Origin of the sequence: Hyphomonas sp. (assembly GCF_037969335.1) — a bacterium.
In the GTDB taxonomy this organism is placed as follows: Bacteria; Pseudomonadota; Alphaproteobacteria; order Caulobacterales; family Hyphomonadaceae; genus Hyphomonas.
In genome coordinates this window covers 1-17,065 of record NZ_JBBKXE010000078.1, presented here as the reverse complement: position 1 = coordinate 17,065, position 17,065 = coordinate 1, and the positions used below count along the sequence as shown (strand labels likewise).

The 17,065-nt window shown below is 61.8% G+C and carries 18 protein-coding genes; 4 read left to right on the top strand and 14 right to left on the bottom strand.

The genetic code is table 11. The features are described 5' to 3' along the window. Positions 1-121: 121 nt before the first annotated feature. Positions 122-793, bottom strand: coding sequence for a GH25 family lysozyme (locus AADA04_RS06330; RefSeq protein WP_340692404.1), 672 nt, complete (start codon positions 791-793; stop codon positions 122-124). Between the two features lie 156 nt (positions 794-949). Here AADA04_RS06330 and AADA04_RS06325 point away from each other — a divergent pair, with 156 nt between their 5' ends. Further along, positions 950-1,453 carry a polymer-forming cytoskeletal protein gene (locus AADA04_RS06325; protein WP_340692403.1) on the top strand — a complete coding sequence of 168 codons (504 nt, stop codon included), beginning with the start codon at positions 950-952 and terminating at the stop codon, positions 1,451-1,453. 3 nt (positions 1,454-1,456) lie between these two features. Here AADA04_RS06325 and AADA04_RS06320 read toward each other — a convergent pair whose 3' ends face one another. Continuing rightward, positions 1,457-2,053, bottom strand: a complete 597-nt coding sequence (locus tag AADA04_RS06320) for a hypothetical protein (protein WP_340692402.1) — start codon at positions 2,051-2,053, stop codon at positions 1,457-1,459. A gap of 166 nt (positions 2,054-2,219) precedes the next feature. On the opposite strand from AADA04_RS06320, the gene AADA04_RS06315 reads away from it, so the two are divergent. Both AADA04_RS06315 and AADA04_RS06310 read left to right on the top strand, forming a co-directional pair. Further along, entirely contained in the window at positions 2,220-3,191 is a 972-nt protein-coding gene (locus AADA04_RS06315; protein ID WP_340692401.1) for an oxidoreductase, read from the top strand. Positions 3,192-3,632: 441 nt separating this feature from the next. Then, complete coding sequence (locus tag AADA04_RS06310) at positions 3,633-4,478, top strand: GGDEF domain-containing protein (RefSeq protein WP_340692400.1); 846 nt, start codon at positions 3,633-3,635, stop codon at positions 4,476-4,478. 7 nt (positions 4,479-4,485) lie between these two features. Here the strand turns inward: AADA04_RS06310 and AADA04_RS06305 are convergent, their stop codons facing one another. Further along, positions 4,486-6,933, bottom strand: coding sequence for a PAS-domain containing protein (locus AADA04_RS06305; protein ID WP_340692399.1), 2,448 nt, complete (start codon positions 6,931-6,933; stop codon positions 4,486-4,488). 199 nt (positions 6,934-7,132) lie between these two features. Between AADA04_RS06305 and AADA04_RS06300 the strand changes: the two genes are divergently transcribed. Beyond that, positions 7,133-7,729, top strand: a complete 597-nt coding sequence (locus AADA04_RS06300) for a hypothetical protein (protein WP_340692398.1) — start codon at positions 7,133-7,135, stop codon at positions 7,727-7,729. Positions 7,730-7,760: 31 nt separating this feature from the next. Here AADA04_RS06300 and AADA04_RS06295 read toward each other — a convergent pair whose 3' ends face one another. From AADA04_RS06295 to AADA04_RS06245, 11 genes are all read right to left on the bottom strand, one after another. Continuing rightward, a complete protein-coding gene (locus AADA04_RS06295) occupies positions 7,761-8,066 on the bottom strand; it encodes an HPr family phosphocarrier protein (RefSeq protein ID WP_340692397.1) in 306 nt (101 codons plus the stop codon). After that, entirely contained in the window at positions 8,066-8,491 is a 426-nt protein-coding gene (locus tag AADA04_RS06290; protein WP_340692396.1) for a PTS sugar transporter subunit IIA, read from the bottom strand. Before AADA04_RS06290 ends, AADA04_RS06295 begins: the two co-directional genes overlap by 1 nt. Positions 8,492-8,570: 79 nt before the next feature. Further along, positions 8,571-9,404, bottom strand: coding sequence for a 4-hydroxy-tetrahydrodipicolinate reductase (dapB, locus tag AADA04_RS06285; RefSeq protein WP_340692395.1), 834 nt, complete (start codon positions 9,402-9,404; stop codon positions 8,571-8,573). 33 nt (positions 9,405-9,437) lie between these two features. Next, entirely contained in the window at positions 9,438-10,292 is an 855-nt protein-coding gene (locus tag AADA04_RS06280) for an ion transporter (protein WP_340692406.1), read from the bottom strand. 35 nt (positions 10,293-10,327) lie between these two features. Then, complete coding sequence (gene pheT / locus AADA04_RS06275; RefSeq protein ID WP_340692394.1) at positions 10,328-12,721, bottom strand: phenylalanine--tRNA ligase subunit beta; 2,394 nt, start codon at positions 12,719-12,721, stop codon at positions 10,328-10,330. Beyond that, positions 12,721-13,797, bottom strand: coding sequence for a phenylalanine--tRNA ligase subunit alpha (gene pheS, locus AADA04_RS06270; protein ID WP_340692393.1), 1,077 nt, complete (start codon positions 13,795-13,797; stop codon positions 12,721-12,723). The genes pheT and pheS overlap by 1 nt, the downstream gene beginning before the upstream one ends. A 124-nt stretch (positions 13,798-13,921) precedes the next feature. After that, positions 13,922-14,284, bottom strand: a complete 363-nt coding sequence (gene rplT / locus AADA04_RS06265; RefSeq protein WP_340692392.1) for a 50S ribosomal protein L20 — start codon at positions 14,282-14,284, stop codon at positions 13,922-13,924. A 42-nt stretch (positions 14,285-14,326) separates the two neighbouring features. Then, the gene (gene rpmI, locus AADA04_RS06260; protein ID WP_340692391.1) at positions 14,327-14,530 is read right to left on the bottom strand and encodes a 50S ribosomal protein L35; all 204 of its coding nucleotides are present in this window, start codon (positions 14,528-14,530) and stop codon (positions 14,327-14,329) included. Positions 14,531-15,668: 1,138 nt separating this feature from the next. Next, positions 15,669-16,019, bottom strand: a complete 351-nt coding sequence (locus AADA04_RS06255; RefSeq protein ID WP_340692390.1) for an I78 family peptidase inhibitor — start codon at positions 16,017-16,019, stop codon at positions 15,669-15,671. Continuing rightward, a complete protein-coding gene (gene infC, locus AADA04_RS06250; RefSeq protein ID WP_340692405.1) occupies positions 16,019-16,558 on the bottom strand; it encodes a translation initiation factor IF-3 in 540 nt (179 codons plus the stop codon). The genes AADA04_RS06255 and infC overlap by 1 nt, the downstream gene beginning before the upstream one ends. A 97-nt stretch (positions 16,559-16,655) precedes the next feature. Continuing rightward, positions 16,656-17,065 (bottom strand): glycosyltransferase family 9 protein (locus AADA04_RS06245; RefSeq protein WP_340692389.1); only part of this gene is annotated, 410 nt, incomplete at its 5' end.

Below are 17,065 nucleotides of genomic sequence, written 5' to 3'. Positions count from 1 at the left end.
CCACCTGATCGAGGAAGTCGGCGAAAAACTGCGCGGCATGATGCACTGGGCCCAGAACGACCGTCTGGTCGACAAGGCCCGCAACTAGACTTCCGAACACCTCATCGGCATGCCGGATCGCTTATTCATCCGGCATGCCGCCTGCGGCCACGTTCAAATCCACGTCGCCTTTTATACCCGCCACCTTGCCCCGCATCGAATGCTGCCAGATTGTGTAAGGCATGCCCGGTGCCCCATCGACACTCCGTATCCAGAGCGGGTAACGGTCAAACGTCCCGGCGACCCAGTCAGCATGGAATTCAGGGGTCGTGTAAATCACGGGCATCGCGCCGTATTCGGCTTCCAGCCTGTCGAGAAATAATTTCAGTTCCGCCCTGGTGCCCGCCTCATCCAGGTAGGGATCGCAATTATGAGCGTACTCCAGGTCCACGGCCGGCGGCAGCGTTCCGTCTCGCACCTCCACTGACTGGATGAAATTTACCGCCTGTTCCGCGGCAGGCTTGCACAGGATGTAGAAGTGATACGCGCCGACATCATATCCGCGACGCGTCGCCTCGATCCAGTTGTCCTGAAAGTCCGCGTCTTTCCAGTCGCGGCCCTCGGTGGCCTTGAGATAGATGAAATCGAGGCCCTCCGTGTCGAGGGCGTCCCAGTTCACCTCTCCATTGTGATGCGACAGGTCGATCCCACGCGCACCGGGCGGTAACAGTCCGCCACCTGCTGCTGGCGCCTCTGTGGGGGCACACCCGACCAGGGCCAGAAGCACTGCGAATACTGGGAATACGCGTTTCATCCACGGCAATCTGGCATGCAATCATGGCGCCGTCGCGGTCAAAGACATACCTTTCCGCGGCTCAACCTCGACACGGCACGCTGGGCCCCTAATTCGCGTATGGCACGTATTTTGCTTCTTTTTCCCAAACTATTCAGTCAGCAGGGAACGAGAACATTGGCCAATCAACCCGCATCATCGCGCGCGCCGCGGTCTCAGGAAGGCAGTTTCATCACGGCAGGGTCCGTGCTGGAGGGCAAACTCGCCTTTACCGGGCCAACCATGCTGTCAGCCCACCTGAAAGGTGACATCTCCACAGACAGCCTGCTGGTCGTCGAGGCCGGCGCCGTCATCGAGGGCAACGTCTCCGGCACGGTCATCATCGTCCATGGCGAAATCAGGGGCTCGGTCAGCGCCAGCGAAACGATTGAAGCCTGGCCTGGCTGTCGCCTGGAAGGCCGCGCCTACGCGCCCAGCATGCGGGTCGAGGAAGGCGCCAACATCCTTGCCGATCTTCTGATTGCGCCGAAGCAACCGGCGGACTGGTTCTCGCCCGTCGAGGACCCAGCCTCCACGCCAGTGATTGCGGCACCCCAAGCGCCTGTGACGCGCCCGGATCCACTGCCGCCCTTCGTCAACACCATGTTCAGCCAACCGGACAAATCCGTCTCGGGCAGCTGAGTCTCAGCGTCCGGCGCCGTCCTTCAGGCGTTCCCATGTGTCGTCATTGGGGTCATAGGCGGCCAGGCCGGTAATCCGGTCACAGGCCCATTTGTATCCCGTGTCGCAGGCTGACTGGAGGACGCGCGTGCCTTCGGCGACATTCTTGGGCCCGCCCTTGCCCGTAAACACCATGTTGCCATAGCCGGCACAGCCGCTGACTTCGCCAAGATCGCATGCCTTTTTGTACAGGCGCCGGGCTTGAGGCAGGTCCTCCTCCATCCCGTATCCCTTGGTCGAGAGATAGGCGAGCGTCGCGCATCCAACGGCGTCCTTGCCGGTGCACGCCTTTTGATAGGCTTGCGCTGCCGCCTTGTAATCCTGCATGCCGCCCCTGCCCTTGCGATAATAGTCGCCCAGCTTCGTGCAGGCAGCGAAGTCCTTCGTCGCACAGTCGCGAATGGCATCCGCCCGGGCGGCGCGATCCCTGGCCAGGTCTTCCGTCGCCTGTTCGAGCACGATTTCGGCTTGTGTACGTTCCACCTGATTGCCTTGCGCTAAAGCGGGCACGGCTGTCAGGCTTGCGGCTGTCATCAATATCAGGCTGGCAAAAAGGCGCATGGGATCACTCTCCGAATGATAATGTATAACACCCATCATATACGCCTGCCTCAAGTCGCCGTCCACGTGACGCGCTGCTTAAGAAATCGTAACCCACCCTTGCCGCCACGCCGTCCCCGGCGCAAACTCTGCGCAACAAGAAACACTTTCGGGAGACATCAGGCGCATGGCCGCACAAGACCAGCTACCCATCGGATCAGGCTTTCACGCCAAATCGACAGCCGCCGAGGTGCTCGACGGCATCGACCTGACAGGCAAGAATGTGATTGTCACCGGGGGCTATTCGGGCATCGGGATTGAAGCCGTCCGCGCGCTCGCAGGCGCTGGCGCGCGTGTCACCGTTCCGGCCCGACGGGTCGACGTGGCCGAAGAAGCCCTGGCGGACGTGGCCGGCGAGATCGAAATCGCCGCGATGGATCTGGCCGACCTCAAGAGCATCGAGAAATTCACCCGCGAATATGACGAGACCAAACGCGGCCTCGACATCCTGATCAACCATGCCGGCATCATGGCCTGCCCTGAGGGCCGCGTCGGCCCCGGCTGGGAGCGCCAGTTCGGCGTCAACCATCTCGGCCACATGGCGATGAGCCTCGCGCTGGCGCCGTCCATGCAGCGCGCCGAGTCATCCCGCGTCGTCGCCCTGTCCTCCACCGGGCACGTTCGCTCCGATGTGCATTGGGACGACCCCCACTTCACCAAAACCCCTTACGACAAATGGGACGCCTACGGACAGGCCAAATCGGCCAACGCCCTGTTCGCGCTCGGTGTCGACCACCGGGGTCGCGACGTCGGCGTCCGGGCTTTTTCCGTGCACCCGGGCGGCATCTTTACGCCCCTCCAGCGCCACCTGTCAGACGAGGAAATGGTGGCGCTCGGCTGGAAGGCGGCCGACGGCACCATCCCGCCCCAGGTCCAGGCCATGTTCAAGACACCCGAACAGGGCGCAGCCACCAGTGTCTGGGCCGCCACGTCGCCAAAACTCGATGGCCGCGGCGGCGTCTATTGCGAAGATTGTGACATCGCCCAGCTTGCCACAGGTGACAGCCAGCGCTGGCAACACGCCCGGCCGTGGATCTGCGACGATGAGAAAGCCGAACGCCTGTGGACAATGAGTGAGAAAATGCTGGCTGACGCGTGACGACAGGCGCAATGGACGAAAAATCCATGAAATATGTGTTTGCTGCAATCGTCGCCATCGGATTGGCCGCTGGCTGCTCCGGACCGTCTGCGGAAGTCGCCCCTGTCGCCTTCGACTAATCTAGCGTCTTTGGACAGGATGACCGGCCCGCTGAAGATGACCGAACGATAAATGTTTTCGACCCGTCGGTTCGGCGCAAGACTGATCGTTTTCTCCTCAGGTTCGAAAAGAACCCGGCGCCTGACCTGTAGCCGCGTCCACGTTATACTGGCTTCGGGTCAGCGTGTGCGTTGTGGCTTCGCAGGTGTTAACGGCGCCCGGCAAAATCTTTACGTCTTCTTCAGCTCGCCTGAACGCCGATAAAGTAGTCTCTGCCGTTATGCCGTGGAGGGACAGCTGTTGAATCCCAAGGGATTCCTCATCAGGTGGGTGCGCGAAAGAATGCAGCCAAAAATGGAGTCGGGCACCGACGCCCTGCGCCTGGCTATCGGCTCGACGCTTATCGTTCTCTCCATCATCGCGCTTGGCGAACTGACGATATCGGCCCTGACCGGAACGAACCTGTGGCTCGACCTGGCACGCGGCATGTTCATCGGCACGCTCATCGCTTTCCCGACCTTTCTCTACAATGCCACGGTCCTGCGCCAGAACGTCATCCTCCAACGCAAGTTCCGCAGCGCCTATCGCGTGGCGACACGCAATGCAGAAGATATCATCTGCAAGAACCAGGAGCTGGAAGCCGCACAGATGCGACTTGCCGAGCTTGCCAATTCCGATTTCCTCACCGGTCTCGCAAATCGTCGGCGGTTCGAACAGTCATTCGCCGACGCCTTTGGCGCGGCCGGCCTTGGCGGAGCGCCCTTCACGCTGATCCTGCTCGATCTCGACAATTTCAAGCAGGTCAATGACGTTCACGGTCACGACGCCGGCGACGCCGTCCTCCAACACGTCGCGGTGCGCATCCGTACGGCGATCGGTGAGCGTCCCGGTTTCGGTGCCCGTCTTGGCGGCGATGAATTCGCGATACTGCTCTGGGAGACATTCGATGGCGCCGACGTCGCCGCGTTTGCCGCCGAACTGCAGGCCACCCTTGCCTTGCCACATGTCTATTGCGGCAAGACTCTCGTGGCGCGATCAAGCATCAGTCTTGGCTTCTATTCGGCCGCATTCAATGCGGCGTCGGAAATGTTTGTCGCAACGGACAAGGCGTTGATGAGCCACAAGCACAGTGACCAGATCGGCATTGCCTGCGTTGGCGCGGATGACAGTCTGTCTTTGGCAAGCTGAGCCAACCTCAGGCGCGGGCTTCCGCCAGCATCAGTTCCGGCGCGCTACCATGAACCACAGCCTGGGCCGGCAGCCAGCACGTGACTTCCAGTCCGCCGCCTTCGACCGGCTTCATCCCGACCGTGCCGCCATGCAGGTCGACGAAATGTTTCACAAGCGCCAGGCCAAGACCCGCACCGCGCTGGTCGCCTGAAACGAAACTGTCAAAGCTGGTCGCGCGCTTGTCGGCCTCAAGTCCCTTGCCATTATCGCGTACCGACAAGGTGACCATGTCACCAATCCGCTGTGCCGACACCACGATCTCGCCACCCGATTCCGTGAAGCGAAGCGAGTTGGAGACGAGGTTGAACAGTACCTGCCTGATACGGCGCTGGTCGGCACGAATGATTCCCAGTTTGCCCTTTATATCAGCGCGGACGGTGATTTCCGTGTCTTCGGCCTTCGACACGACCATTTCTATGCTTTCCTCGATGACGTCCTGCAGCTGGACGTCCTCAAGATCGAGATCCATCCGCCCGGCTTCGATCATGGCGAGGTCGAGGATATTCTCGATCAGCTTGGACAAATGGTCCGAGGCCGAAAGGATCGCGCTGACATAATCAGACTGACGGTCTGTCAGATCGCCATTGCGCTGGGTCTCGAGCAGTTCGGCATAGCCGAAGATGACTGTTAGCGGCGACCGCAGCTGGTAGCTGACATTGCGCACGAATTCCGTCTTCAACCGGTCAGCAGCTTCAAACGCTTCGGCACGGTCACGCAAGGCCGATTCGACGCGCCGGGTGGCCGTGACGTCGGCAAACGCGATCAGCGTGTTTCCATCCGGCAACGGATGGGTCAGGTAGGTCAGGATCGATCCGTCGGAGCGGCGCATCTCGCCGGTCGTCGACTGGCGCGCCCGTGCAGACGGGTCGGTGATATGGCCTTTGATCGCATCCCATATCTCGACATCATGGAACAGCGGCACGCAGGCTTCGACGACCGCGGAATAATCCGGCTGGTCCTTCAGCAAGTCATGCGACAGGCCCCACAGGCGTTCGAAGGCGTGGTTGAACAGTTTCAGGCGTCCGTCGCCGCCGAACACGGCAACCGCTTCATGCAGGTTATCGAGCGTCGAGGATTGCGTTTTCACAATCGCATTGAACTTGGTCTTGAGATTGAGCTCGCCGGTAATGTCCTTGAACAGAAGCAACAACCCGCCCATTGGGTGACGCTGGCGCGTGACCGACAGGGTCCGGTCGTCCGGCAGCGACCAGATGTCTTCCTTCACCCCGTCAATGTCGAGATAATACGACAGCTCCTCGGCGCGCCATTCGGCATAGTTCGTCCGGGCCGGCAATTTGCGGCGCTCGCGCAGCCGGTCCAGCAACTGGCCGTGGTTGGGCCGGTCGAGCAGGAAGCTCTCGTCGAGGTCCCACATGTCGCGGAACGCCTTGTTGTAGAAGCTCAGCTTGCGGTCGGCCCCAAAGATCGCGACGGCGTCTGCGACATGGTTCAGCGTTTCATCATGCGCGCGGACATGGCGGTTGAGTTCGTCGCGCGCATTTTCCTGTGCGGTCACATCGAACGCCATCGCCCCGGCGCCGCCTGACAGCGGGAATGTCAGGACGCGCATTGCACGGCGCTCGCCCTTGATCACCATATGGCGTGTCTCGTCGATATCGGCGCCTTCGGAAATTGTCTTGCGGGCCTGTTCGGATGCGGCCTGGTCGAGCATCAGCTGACGGTCGAGCACACGGTCCAGATTGATACCGTCGACCGCTTCGATATAGGCCGGGTTTACCCATTGCAGCTTGCCCATGCCCGACACGCGCCAGGCCGGGAACGGCGACTTGCCAAGCATGTCGAGAAACGCAGTCGGGTCGCGCGCGATTACCTGGCGCGCCTCTTCCAGCTTGCCGCGGGCCGAACTTTCTTCGAGCCCCTTGATCGTCGTATCGGTCACCCAAACCACGGCGCGTGCGCCGGCCGTGCGGCCATCCGCTTCGAGGAAACGGCCCGATGGCCCGATAATCGTCAGGGAAAATGCCTGTCCGGATTCACGCAATTCGCGCAGGCGTATGCGTAGCGTCGTATCTTGCCCGGCGCTGTCGCGCGCTTCGAGGTCCGCGAGGCCCTCGATAATACGAACAGCCGGGTTTACGGAAATGGCGTCGTCGGTAAAGCTGAGCAGGCCGGCCAGCGCCACGGGTGACCCGTAGAGTTCCGGCGCAATGATCTCGTCTTCATCGGCCTCCAGGGCTTCGCCCTGCCAGACAAGAATTACCCCGGGGTGTGCGCCGAGCACCGACCTGTGTTCGGCCAGTGTCGTTTCAAGTTCGGCAGACCGGTCGCGAAACTTGCGTGCAGCGCCCCTTGCCCCGTCCGAAACCCGCAATGCCCACAGCAGGGCCGCAAGGCCCAGCGAGGCCGCGCCAGCGGACATGATGATCGGAACCTGGTCTGCACTTATTGCCATTGTCTTCCAATTCCATCGCCAGAATCGACCGCCTTTCGGACAGCCGCAAGAGGTTAACGGAATGCTCCCATTCCATTAAGGCAGGGTTAACGGGACGGTAAGACGGGCGCCCAACCCATGCAAGGTAACTGAAACGTCATGTTGCAAATAAACCACAGCGGCATAGTCTGCCCGTCTGGTCACTCTACAGGAACCGCTCATGCGCCCACGCTATCTGGCATCTACCCTGACTGCGCTTGTCTGGCTCGGCGCGCCATGCCTGGCACAGAGCGTCAGCGCAACGGAAGCGCCAGAACTGGTCGAATCAGATGTTCAGGACGACGAGGCAGCCGACGATATCGTGCGCCTGCCCGGTCAGGGCCACCTCAAGCCGGATGCCCCGCACGGACGCCACGCGTCAGGCCGGCTCGTTCCGGGCGGCGGCCTCATCGTGAGCTTCGACGCCAATGATGATGGCCACGTCACGCCGGACGAACTCAGGACAGGTGCGATCGCGGCGTTCGCCGTGGCAGATGCCAATGCTGACGGCTCATTGAGCGCGCTTGAGCAACAGGACTGGGCCAACGACCTGCCGACACGCGACGACACGCTGGCCAATCCTGTCCGGTTCGATCCCAATCTCGACCGCATCGTCAGCCTCACCGAATTTGTCGCCGTGGTCGCCCAGCTGACCGTCGATCATGCCGATCCGGACGGAAACATCTACCTGTCCAAGCTTGCCGCGCCCGAACCCAGGGAGTCTGGCAAGCGCCTGTGGACCGACGCGAACGATCAGGACGTTCCGACCCGGCGCTGACAGGCCAAACGGCTCTGCAATCGCAGCGGGATCAGCAGATTTCGTCGTCCTCGCCCTGTTCCCCGAAACCTTCGGCAATCAGGCTTGCGATTGCCGTCACGGCTTCCGCCGCTTCCGGACCTTCCGCGCGCAGCTCCACTTCGCAGCCCATATGCGCCACCAGCATCAACAGATCCATGATCGACCGCGCATCCGCGCTTTCGGCCTCGTGGTGGACGGTGACATGGGCGTCGAACTCACCCGCAAGCCGCGACAACCGGGCCGAGGCCCGCGCATGCAGGCCCTTCCGGTTCACGATCATCACGCGTTGGATCGCCGTTGTCGTCGCCGAATTCACTAGGATGACTTCGTCAGCAGGTCAGATGCGATACTGATATATTTGCGGCCCGCTTCGGCGGCCACTTTCGCGGCCTCAGCCAGCGGCAGCTCGTTGCGCACTTCAGCCAGCTTGATCAGCATGGGCAGATTGACGCCCGACAAGACCTCGATATTGCCGGCAGTCATGACCGACATGGCAAGGTTCGACGGCGTGCCGCCAAACATGTCCGTCAGGATGATGACGCCCCGTCCGCGGTCACAGGACTTGGCTGTTTCGCGGATCTGGTCGCGGCGCGCCTCGATATCATCTTCGACTTCAATGGATATTGAACGAAAGCAGGGCTGTTCGCCGACTACGTGTTCCGTAGCAGCGACCAGTTCACGTGCAAGCTTGCCGTGGCTGACGACAACAATGCCGATCATGCCGGAACCTTCCAGGGTCATTCTTTACGAACTTGTCATGCTGCCACGCATCAGCGCCGCGTCAACCCTGATTCAGCGGTTGCATTGTCGGAGCGCAGCGTCAGGCGCCGGGCAGTCCCAGCACGTCATTCATGCCATACAGGCCCGGCTTGCGGCCCTTGACCCAGGCTGCAGCCTGCATCGCGCCATGGGCAAACACCGCCCGGTCCAGTGCCTGGTGACTGAGCGTGACGATTTCCATGTCAGAGCCGAGACTGACCGAATGCTCGCCGATCACATCGCCCATGCGACGCACGGCAAAGCCGATCTGGCCGGGCACGCGGGCGCTGTCCGGTCCGTCATAGGGTGGGCTGCGCAGGGCATCCAGTGAAGCGCCACGCCCTTCGGCGGCCGCCTCTCCGAGCATAAGGGCCGTGCCTGAAGGGGCATCCACCTTGCGCCGATGGTGCGTCTCGAGGATCTCGATGTCCCATCCGTCGCCGAGGCGGCCCGCCGCCATTCTTGTAAGGGCCTGCAACAGGTTGATACCGACAGAGAAATTCCCGGCCTTGACGATGGCCAGCCGCTCGGCAGCGCGGGCAATTTCCGCGTCCTGCGCGGCGCTCAGCCCCGTCGTGCCAATCACAACGCCGCTGACGCGCGTATGCTTGAGAGCATCGAGCGATGCCAGCGTCGCTGCAGGCCGGGTAAAATCGATCCAGACATCGGCATTGGCTGCTGCGGACACAGGATCGGTCACGGGCCGGATTCCCAGCGCCTGCCGTCCGGCCAGTTCGCCGATATCCCGGTCGAATGGCCCGCTTCCGGGGGCTTCTGTCCCGCCCACGACCGACAAGCCGGCATCCATCGCGCCGGCCACGAGCTGGCGGCCCATCCGCCCGGCGACACCGGCAATGGCCACGCTGAAGGCGCTTTGGGTGTTTGTGTCAGTCATCGGGTCCCTTCCAGTAAACAGGCGGGGCCTGCCTCAGATATCGTCTGCATCAGGCGCGCGGCCCGCTTCGTCTTCTGCTTCCTCTACCCTGAGCTTCAGCTTGGCAAGTTCGCGCTCGCGCAGTTCGTCCGAAAACGCGCTCGCAAAAACGCCCGCCGGCAGCGCCACGACGCCAATACCGGCCAGCGCAATCACCGAGGCAAACATGCGCCCGAGAGGGGTCACAGGGTAGACGTCGCCATAGCCGACGGTGGTCAGGGTGGCGATCGCCCACCAGATGGCCCGCGGGATGGACTGGAACATCTCTTGCTGCTGGCCGCCAATGCCCTCGATGAAATAGAGGGCAACAGCCGAAACATAGACGAGCGCCAGCGCCATCGCGAGTGTCGTGAGAAGTTGGGATCCCGCCCGCTTCACGGCGGCGCCAAGCACATCAAAGGCCGGCACGAACCGCGCCAGCTTGATCAACCGGAACAGACGGAACACCCGCAGGGCGATCAGCGGCACACCGCCGCCCATGATCAGCACGATCATTTCCGGTAGGAAGGCCAGCAGGTCCGCAATCGAATAGAACCGCGTCATATAGCGGATGCGGCCGCGAAGCCCGGCATATTCCGGTCTCAGCCCGCTGATATAGACGCGGGTCACGTATTCAATCGCAAACACGGTGACGACAAAGATATTGAAGATGTCGAAGGCCAGCTGCCATCCCGGCCGATCCGTCAGCGTCGGCTCGGTCTCCAGCGCCAGCGACAGGAAACTCATCAGGACCAGCGCGATGATCAGCCAGTTGGCCCGCGAGATGCCGCTCTTGCGCGCTTCCGGTACCAGTTCCAGGTACAGTTTGTGTCGCAGACCCTGCTGGACAGCTATCTGGTGAACAACCATCGTCAACTTAGCCCCCACCCGGAAACACGACCTGCCTAGCCTCTTAACACACCACCTGCGCCCTTGGCGACTGAGGCGACGACCCGGTCCATCAGTCCCTGGATGTCTTCATCCGTCAGCTTTTCGCGCGGCTGGATCGTCATCTCGAAGGCGACCGATTTCTGGCCCTCAGGTACGCCCTTGCCTTGATAGACATCGAACACATCAGCCGAAACAATCAGCTGCTTGTCTGTGCCCACGGCATATTTCACCAGGTCACCGGCCGGCAGGGTTTCGTCCACGAGGAAGGCGAGGTCACGCCGGATCGGCGTCAGGTCGGCGCGTTGCAGCACCGGCTTGGTCTTGGTCGGCCGTACCTTCATCTGCGGCAGCGCATTGAGGTTCAGCTCGAACCCGAACATTGGGCCGTCAACGCCCATCGCCTTGAGCACGCCCGGATGAATCGCGCCGAAATGGCCGACCGTCACCTTCGGCCCCAGCTTCAGGCAGGCTGCCTGCCCCGGATGCCAGTGCGGCTGTGTCGGGGCACTCACCTGGAAGCGTTCGCCCGGCTGGCCGAGCGCATCCAGCACGGCGAACAGGTCTGCCTTTGCTGCGTAGGAATCATAGGCATGGGGCGTGCCCTGCCAGTGGCGCGGGTTGGCAGGACGTACGACCCCCGAGGCGACCGTGCGCTGGTCTTTCGGACCGTCGCCCAGATAGATCGGGCCGACTTCGAACAGGCGCGCGCCGGGCTCGCCATGATTGGCCGCCCGCTGCGCAGCCACGGCCAGGTTGCCGATGATCGAAGGCCGCATCTGGTTGAGCTCGCTCGCCACAGGGTTCGCAACCGCCAGCGCCGGGTCATGCTTGGCAAACAGCGCCGCATGATCCCTCGCCATGAAGCTCCATGTCACTGCTTCGAGGAAGCCGCGCGCGGCCATCACCCGGCGGGACACACGCACACGTTCCTGGATCGGCGTCGTGATCGCGCGCCGGCCTCCGACGGGCTCGGGCAGGGATGTCACGGGCAGCGAATCGTACCCGATCAGCCGCGCAACTTCCTCGACCAGGTCGGCCGACTGCTCCATGTCGAACCGGAAACTTGGTGGCAGGAGATACCAGGCATCGCCCGCATCCTCGATGTCGAATTCGAGGTCCTTGATGATCCGCCGCATCTCCGGCAGCTTCACGACAAGGCCGGTCAGGCGTTCGACGTCAGCCGGATAGAAGGTCACCTTGTCGATACGCGCCGGGATCGATCCGGCGACATTGAGCTTCGACGCCGTGCCGCCGCCATGTTCCAGGATCAGTTCAAGGGCGAGGTTCACCCCGTCCACGCAGCTCTGCGGATCGACACCGCGTTCGAACCGGTAGCGCGCATCCGAATGGATACCCGTCGCGCGGCCCGTGCGCGCGGTGCGCAGCGGATCGAACCAGGCGCTCTCGATGAACACATCGACGGTCTCGTCGGACACCGCCGTCGATGCGCCGCCCATCACGCCACCCAAGCCGATCACCCCGCTGGCATCGGCGATGACGCACATTTCCGGCGTCACCTTGTAGGTCTTGCCGTCCAGCGCTTCGAGGCTCTCGCCCGCCTTGCCCAGCCGCGCCACGACCGTGCCGCGCAGCTTGTCGGCATCATAGGCGTGCAATGGCCGCGCTCGGTCGAGCGAGATATAATTCGTCACGTCCACCAGCAGCGATTTGGGCTGGATACCGACCGCCTTGAGGCGCGCCTGCATCCAGTCCGGCGACGGACCGTTTGTCACGCCGCGGATCATCGCGCCCGCGAACATCGGGCAGGCGTCGGATGCCTCCAGTTTGATCTCGACCGGGCAATCATAACTGCCGGGCACCTTTTTCGCATCAGACCGGATGAACCGGCCAGCACCCGCCGCCGCCAGGTCGCGCGCAATCCCCTGCACGCCCAGCCAGTCAGGCCGGTTTGGCGTCACTTCGAAATCGATCACCGGATCATTCAGGCCCAGCGCTTCTGCCGCCGGCATGCCCAGCGGCAGGGAATCGTCCAGGTCGGCAATGCCGTCATGGTCCTCGCCGGCATTTAGCTCCTTGGTGGAACACATCATGCCAAAACTCTCGACGCCGCGAATGGCGCGCGGCTTCTTGTCGAGCGCGAACTCGAGCCCCGGGATATAGGTGCCCAGCCCGGCATAAATCGCGGTCATGCCGGCGCGCGCATTCGGCGCACCGCAGACGATCTGCTTGGTGCCGTCCACCGTCTCCACCGTACACACGCGCAGCTTGTCCGCATCCGGGTGCGGCTCGGCGGCAATCACCTTGCAGACCGTGAAGTCCTTCAGGGTCTGGTTCGGATCGACAACCTCTTCGACCTCCAGCCCTGCTTTCAGCATCAGCGCCAGGATTTCATCGAGCCCCGCCTTGGTGGCAAGGTGATCGGTCAGCCAGGATAATGTGAATTTCATCAGCTGAGCCCTCCGCTGACGGACGGTGTCGTCCATGGCGCAAATCCGTAATGGCGCGTCCATTGCGGGTCGGCCTCGAAATAGGGTCGCAGGTCCGGCATGCCGTATTTCAGCATGGCGAGACGATCGACACCCATGCCGAAGGCAAAGCCCTGATGCGTCGCCGGGTCCAGCCCGCAATTGCGCAGCACGTTCGGATGCACCATGCCGCAGCCGAGCACTTCCAGCCAGTCAGTCCCCTTGCCCACTTCAACCATGCCGCCTTCGCGCAGGCACTGCACGTCCATCTCGGCCGATGGCTCGGTGAACGGGAAGAAGTGAGGGCGGAAGCGCGCCACGACATTGTCGACCTCGAAGAAAGCCTTCACGAAATCGATCAGGCAGCCCTTGAGGTGGCCCATATGGATGCCCTCCTCAATGACCAGTCCTTCGACCTGGTGGAACATCGGCGTGTGCGTCGCGTCCCAGTCATTGCGGTAAACCCGGCCCGGCACGAGAATGCGCAGCGGCGGTTTTTCGTTCATCATCGTACGGATCTGCACCGGGCTCGTATGCGTGCGCAAGACTTTCGGCGTGCCGCCTTCGGGCGCGTCCAGGAAGAACGTGTCGTGCATCTCGCGCGCCGGATGGCCTTCAGGGAAGTTCAGCGCGGTGAAATTGTGCCAGTCGTCCTCGATGTCCGGGCCCTCGGCCACGGTGAATCCCATGTCGCCGAAAATCGCCGCGATCTCCTCGAACACCTGCATCACGGGATGCAGCGTTCCGGTACGCGGACCGGGCGCCGGCGGCAGCGTCAGGTCAACCTTTTCCGTCGCCAGCTGGGCTTCCAGCGCCTTGGCCTCAAGCACGGCCTTGCGGGCGCGCACGGCCTCTTCGACCGTCACCTTGAGCGCGTTCAGCTTGGGTCCGTTTTCCTTGCGCTCGTCGGGGCTCATCTTGCCGAGGCCGCTCATCAGGCCGGATACGCGGCCCTTCTTGCCAAGCTCCGCCACGCGCACGGCGTCCAGCGCATCAAGCGCTGTCGCGGCATTGATCGCCGCAAGGGCCTCTTTCTCTATCGTTTTGATATCGGACAAGGTTCCAGCCTCTCTTGGGATTCTGCGCGCTTTCTAGTCGCTTCGGGACATCATGCAAACGCCTAAAGGAAAAGCCCGGCTTTAAGGGCCGGGCTCTCCATTTTGCAGGATAATTGGGTGCAGCCTAGGCGAGCGCGGCTTTCGCCTGCTTGACCAGCACACCAAACGCTTCCGGCTCGCGGATCGCGATGTCGGACATGACCTTGCGGTCGACTTCGATGCCGGCCTTGGTCAGGCCGTCGATGAAGCGGCTATATGTGAGTTCGTCATCATGGATGCGCACAGCGGCGTTGATACGTTGGATCCAGAGCGAACGGAATTTCCGCTTTTTGACCTTACGGCCAACATAGGCGTACTCGCCGGCTTTCCAGACAGCAGCATGCGCGTTCGAGAACGTGTTCTTCGAACGGTTGCGGAAGCCTTTGGCCTGCTTGATGATTTTCTTGTGGCGGGCGTGGGCCGGCACTTTATTGCGTGAACGGGGCATTTGAGCCTCCTAAGTCAAGATCTTGGGGAAAACGGGAAAAGCTTACAGGCCGTAAGGCAGGAACTTCTTCATGACGCGGGCGACATCGGCGCTCGAGGCAACTTTCGTGCCCCGGTTCTGGCGGATATACTTGGCATTATGGCTGCTGAGGCGGTGGCGTTTGCCAACGACACCATGCTTCAGTTTCCCGGTGGCCGTGATCTTGAACCGCTTGGCAGCGGCTTTCTTGGTCTTCATCTTCGGCATTTCTAGTCTCCTTGTGCGAGCTCACACCCGTGGGCGGCCCTTGGTCTGTTCATGAGCTGAGGGGCATGCCGTTCGCCTACACCGCTCGGAAGAGGCGGCTTATGACGGATCGGAGAGAGAGAATCAAGGGGCCGGATGCCTGATATTGCAGGCAGTCCGGCGCCAAACAGGCGGATTCGCGCCGCCCTGTCCCTGCCCCGTCGCCTGCGGCCATGCCGGATCGCGCAAAACCTGTCCGACCGTAAGCGTTTTCGGGTCATAATACACGCGTCATGGCGGCGTCCCAAACCGTCGCCATGGGGGTCAAAAGCCCCGGCAAGCGGAGGGAACGGGCTCGCGACCCTGTTTTCCTGTGTGATCATAATAATGCGATGCGGACCCGCACCCTCCGCCCGCCACACACAAAAAACCGGAGGGCGAATGGCCCGTCCGGCTTTCGGCGCTGGATATTGGACAATTGTCCCCCTCCCTGACTGAAAGGGCTTCGTAAACCAAAGCTCCAAGAGCTAGGGTCCGGCGGTCAGTTTATTTGCGCTTGCGCCGGAAACTGGACTTAAAGCGAATTCCGGGAGCGGAGAATGAGCACCTACGCTCGACTTCTTCGCTTCCTTGCACCCGCGTCCGTCTCCCAAAATACCCGCGAGCACCTTGGAAGACCAAGATGGCTGCGGTTACGTAAGGAGCGAGTTCCGTTAGCAAGCTGAGGAACATGTCCATCGACTGTCCTCCACTTTTCCCGAGGAAAAAATTTTCGTCGGCACAAATAGGAAAGCCCCGCACAGGGCGGGGCTTTCATAATTTAGTATAGACTTTCGAACCTACGGAAATAACAGGATTTAGCCTGCTCTCCTTCTCGGATTCGCCCACGACACCTTCTCAAATCTGCGATTATCCAAATTCAAGGCAATATATTCCAATTCGGGAAACTGTGCCTGCAATCGCAGTCGGCAGTCTCCCCGAAGTCCTACGCAGCCTTGCCTCGGCACCATGTGGTGGGCTTGCTGATCGCGTGTGACTATTCACAGTGTCCTCTTATTCGAGGCGTCGGGCAAGATCAAAACAGACAACACGACGGCTCGGGAACTGAGACCTGCTTGGTGACGGCAGGTTCGTCAGAGATTGCCTTTCCAGCGCAACCTCACCCGCACTTCAGGCCAATCACCATTCCGGCTTCGTCCGTCAGCACGTTCACCCGCGTTGGCACATAATCCATCGTCACCTGCGTATTCGGCCCGACGATACGCGACCGCTCCGGCAGCACGTCCGCCGGAATATCGCTCGCCTGCTTGCCCAGGTAGGGCTTCAGGGCGTCCAGCCCGCACGTATCCTCGACACGGTCCAGAGCATCCATCTCCGGTTTGACGCTGCGATCCGGTTCCGACACCCCGGCGGCAGGCGCCGAAGTCTCTGGTACGGTCTCGACAGGCGCTGGCGCAGCACAGGCCGCAACCAGCAGGGCAATTCCGAGGACCAGCCCTGCCTGTTTCATCAGCGCGGTGCCAGGACCATGGTCATCTGGCGGCCTTCGAGCTTCGGTTCGGTTTCCACTTTCGTGGTTTCCTCGAACTGGGTCTTCACCCGTTCGAGCAATTGCATGCCGAGATGCTGGTGCGCCATTTCGCGGCCGCGGAAGCGCAGGGTGACCTTCACCTTGTCGCCGTCCTCGAAGAAACGCTGCATCGCGCGCGACTTCACCTCATAGTCATGCGTGTCGATATTCGGACGCATCTTGATCTCTTTGAGTTCGCTGGAACGCTGCTTCTTCTTCGCAGCAGCCTTCTTCTTGCGCACTTCAAATCGCAGCTTGCCATAGTCGAGAATTTTCACGACCGGGACTTCCTGGTCGGGGGAAACTTCCACAAGGTCCATGCTCGCCTCGCGCGCCGCATCAAGGGCTGCTGCGTGGGGCATCACGCCCTGCTTTTCACCGTTCTCATCAATCAGAAGAACATTGGTGGCGGTGATGTCATCATTGGTGCGGGGGCCAACCTGTTTCTGTGGTCCGCCCTGGTCTGGTCTGCGAGCTATGGCCTGTCTCCTTTGTGGCTGTTCATAGGCTTGGGGAATATGCCATTCGTTGGCCTGTTCCACAAGGCGCTTCGGTTGTGCCCTATCGCAGGTGAAGTCAAGCGGGCAACAGCCCAAGCGCCCGCACGGACTGCCAGACGTCGTCGACACTCAACTCTTTCAGCGTCGGCGCCGAGTTGATGATCACCGGCGCTTTCGGGCCGCGCGGGGCCGAATGGTCCGGATCGCTCTCTGTCAGCGCGAACAGGGCGATGCCCGGCGCCCCCGCCAGCGTGGCCATGTGCATCGGGCCGGTATCATTGCCGACCACGAATAGGGCCTTCTCGGCCAGCGTCACGATCTGGAACAGGTCGGTGCGGGTCACCAGGTTCTTCACCCGGGGTTCCCTGCGCGCGATATTATGCGCCAGCGGGCCTTCCGCCTTGCCGCCAATGATCACCGGCATGATGCCCGCATCGGCAATCCGCGTCGCCAGTTCGGCATAATGCTCTTCCGGCCAGCGCTTGG